This is a genomic window from Acinetobacter sp. YH16052 (assembly GCF_013417155.1).
Classification (GTDB): domain Bacteria; phylum Pseudomonadota; class Gammaproteobacteria; order Pseudomonadales; family Moraxellaceae; genus Acinetobacter.
The window spans coordinates 1-3,017 of record NZ_VPEO01000082.1; the positions used below are offsets into that span (position 1 = coordinate 1).

General features: G+C 35.2%; 4 protein-coding genes. All 4 read right to left on the reverse strand.

Annotated features, from left to right (window positions below; genetic code table 11):
* Positions 1 to 176: 176 nt before the first annotated feature.
* The 4 genes from FTV42_RS15995 to repM all read right to left on the reverse strand — a co-directional run bounded on the left by FTV42_RS15995 (position 177) and on the right by repM (position 2,938).
* Entirely contained in the window at positions 177 to 677 is a 501-nt protein-coding gene (locus FTV42_RS15995) for an META domain-containing protein (RefSeq protein WP_074163995.1), read from the reverse strand.
* Positions 678 to 1,263: 586 nt separating this feature from the next.
* The gene (locus FTV42_RS16000; RefSeq protein ID WP_001125248.1) at positions 1,264 to 1,407 is read right to left on the reverse strand and encodes a hypothetical protein; all 144 of its coding nucleotides are present in this window, start codon (positions 1,405 to 1,407) and stop codon (positions 1,264 to 1,266) included.
* 12 nt (positions 1,408 to 1,419) lie between these two features.
* Positions 1,420 to 1,995 carry a plasmid replication DNA-binding protein gene (locus FTV42_RS16005; RefSeq protein ID WP_180039190.1) on the reverse strand — a complete coding sequence of 192 codons (576 nt, stop codon included), beginning with the start codon at positions 1,993 to 1,995 and terminating at the stop codon, positions 1,420 to 1,422.
* The gene (gene repM, locus FTV42_RS16010; RefSeq protein WP_002011663.1) at positions 1,988 to 2,938 is read right to left on the reverse strand and encodes a replication initiation protein RepM; all 951 of its coding nucleotides are present in this window, start codon (positions 2,936 to 2,938) and stop codon (positions 1,988 to 1,990) included. Before repM ends, FTV42_RS16005 begins: the two co-directional genes overlap by 8 nt.
* Positions 2,939 to 3,017: the final 79 nt, after the last annotated feature.

Here is a 3,017-nt window from a genome sequence, read left to right on the forward strand (position 1 = left end):
GTAAAAGAATTAGATTAATAAAATACTCAAAAGAAAAATAGTAAAAGGGAACTTACAGAAAATAAGTTACCGGCTCTTAAAATTATATTTAAACAAAGAAGCCCAACTAAATGATTGGGCTTCCTCATATCTAACTTTACCTTATGATTTTCATCAGTGTACTGCAAGAATTTAGACTACTTGTTGACTTGAACACCTTTAAAAATCAATTTCTCTTTTTTTTGTGTTTCTATAAGCAGTTGTGCCTGCCCCTTACGAGATTGAAGATATAATGTGGGAGCATTCACCAGAATATCTATCATCGTACTTTCACGTAAGTTGATATCATCAGGACAGCCCATCATTGTGGCAACAATTGGTTGTTCAGCATATAAATGATTGCCCTTAAAATGAATACCAATCGAATTTATATTACAAAACAAATTCCCAATATACAGCATCTTTTCTGCAAATTTTAGCGTGATAGGTTGGTCAGGTTTTGAAGCCAGAAATAATGAATCTATACGTTCACTATTAGCATTTGTTGCCTCGATTAATTCCCAAGAAAATTGCGCCAAGGTCTGCTCACTAAAGGACATCACTTGTAATTCTTGTATCTTGGACTGATCGGCTGATGAAGGCTTATGACAAGCGCTCAAAAGTCCAACGACGAACATCAGTATAAATATTCTAGTCATCGTTATTGTCCGTATAATAATGAGTAACCCTCTTTATAGAGTTCATCAGTAGAATAATCGCTTTTGATGATCTTTAATTTTATTTATTCTCATGATTTTTCCTTGATCTAATTAAATTTTCAAAAAATACATCTACTTTGTGGTGCTATAGCTAAATTCTAAAGGCTATAGAATGTAAATATTTCTGTAAAACACCATTTTATAAAGTTTTGTACTGCTAACTTAAGTAATTAGCTATATTTGCTTATACAACATCAAGTATTAGTATAAATTTTATTTAAATAATATCGAGCTATTTTGAAATTTTTGTGACTATTTTTTTACACTTTTAGGGCACTCATCTTTCTAGGATAAATGTATTAATTATTAAAGAATGGTTATAGATTAAGTGAATCATTTCTAAGAGATTCTAAAATTAACATAATACCAATTATACGAAATGCTCTAAATTATTTGTTTTAATTCAATAGTTTATTTCGTATTGAAAAGCCCAACTCAGCTGAGTTGGGCTTTTTTGTGGATTTTTCATGTTCCACGCTTAATAAGTGAACAATGTTCCACGATCTTGATTAGGTCAATTGAATAATCAGGATGCCTGGTCTTTTTCTTTTTGGCGTTCATTCAGCTCTTTTTTCAGTGCCTTTTTATCTTGGTACGATGCAATCAGCATGATCGGGATCAGCAGCGGGGCCACAATAATTCCCAGGGCAATGTCTTTCAGTTTCGGCATGATCTCTCTCCCTTAGTCATTATCAAAAACAGCATTCAGCACACGGCCAAATAAGCCACGTTTTTTGTGTTGTGGCACTGCCACATTTTGCAACGTGGCATGCTGTAGCGTTTGGGTGTGGTATGCCGTAGTTTCTTGCTGTGGCACTGCCACATTTTCTGCAATATTTAATTCATTATTCTTTTTATTATCATTGTCTTGTTGTGTTGTCGCATGCTGTGGCATGTCGGTGTCGCATGCCGTAGCATCTTGTTGTGGTGCTGCTGTGGCAGGTGCAACACTTTTCAGCTCAATGAGTGTTTGCATACGGTCAATTTGTTGCATTAACCGTTCTTCACGTTCTTGGTATTTTTTGACTTCATTTTCTAAATGGGCAATAAGTTTTTTTGTAGATTCATCACCTTCTTGCTTAGATGATTCAATTTTTTGAGATGTTTGCTCAGGTTCTCCAAAGCATCGGATGACTTCTGCTAGATCGAATTGTCCATCATTGGAGCGTGATAAACGTCCGTTACGTACAGCTCTGTAAATGGTTGATCTATCCACATGGAATTTTTTAGATACTTCACTTAGTGATAACTTAGCCATTTACGGTGTCCTTTTTATTTGATGGCATATATCCCACTTTTTTTAGGTATGGGTATAGTTCTTTTATTCGGTCAGGGTCTTGCAGCATCTCAGCAATACGAATAGCAAATTGCGGATAGCTTTCAGTTCCCTGGGAATAACGACCCATTTCAGGAAGTTCGGAAAGTTTATTTGCAAACATATGCCGTTGAGCATCGGTCATCTTTGAAGAAAGACCCAAAGTATCCGGATCTCTTTCTATTGATGGGCTGTCCTTCTTTTTCTGTTTAAAGTTAAAAGAAAATCCTGAAATTGATCGACCTCTTTTGTGTTGTTCATACTTCACTGTGATATCTGTATGTTCGTTAATTTGTTTAATAGCGAGCTCAAGTACACTAGTTTTAAAGCGTTCCATACGCTTGTACTCAGTATCGAGTACGCCAATTCTTTGACGGAAATCACTTAGCTCTATAATTGGAGTAGAGCCCGTACTTCTCCAAGCAATTAATAACTCATATAAACGAACAGCATAAGCACTACTGAGATTACTAACTTGCTGCAATTCGTATTTAGTAAAATGCTCTTCTAAGCGCGTAATTAATGGAACTATGGCAGGGGCAAAAATAAGCTTAACCACTGCTTCATTATCTACATATCCAATTTCACTAACCCAACGGGATCTATAGTTCTCAATATTCCCTCTTTCATTTATTTTTTGATAGCTGAATTGTCTTGCAAACAAATCATTACAGGCATCTTTTAATGCCTGATAAGCGGTATTGCGATGTACGCCAAATTGATTGATATAGCTTTCTGCATGGACAGTTAAGGGATCATTAGCATTAATCCCTTTCCCACTTTCTCTTGCCTCAACAATAGCTAATAAAATTAAACGTTGTTCTACTAAATCTAAGTTATAACTTGCATTAATTAAGGCATTGTCTTTTACAACTAACTCTCTCATGAAGCACCAGTATTATTTATTATGCTATGACACCTTAATTAATTTTAGTGCTATAAGCAAGGTAAACGGTGTCATATTG

What these genes read in the sequence shown, in the direction of transcription:
- FTV42_RS15995 (WP_074163995.1), bottom strand. Translation starts at nt 677, where the DNA reads ATGACTAGAATATTTATACTGATGTTCGTCGTTGGACTTTTGAGCGCT.
- FTV42_RS16000 (WP_001125248.1), bottom strand. Translation starts at nt 1,407, where the DNA reads ATGCCGAAACTGAAAGACATTGCCCTGGGAATTATTGTGGCCCCGCTG.
- FTV42_RS16005 (WP_180039190.1), bottom strand. Translation starts at nt 1,995, where the DNA reads ATGGCTAAGTTATCACTAAGTGAAGTATCTAAAAAATTCCATGTGGAT.
- repM (WP_002011663.1), bottom strand. Translation starts at nt 2,938, where the DNA reads ATGAGAGAGTTAGTTGTAAAAGACAATGCCTTAATTAATGCAAGTTAT.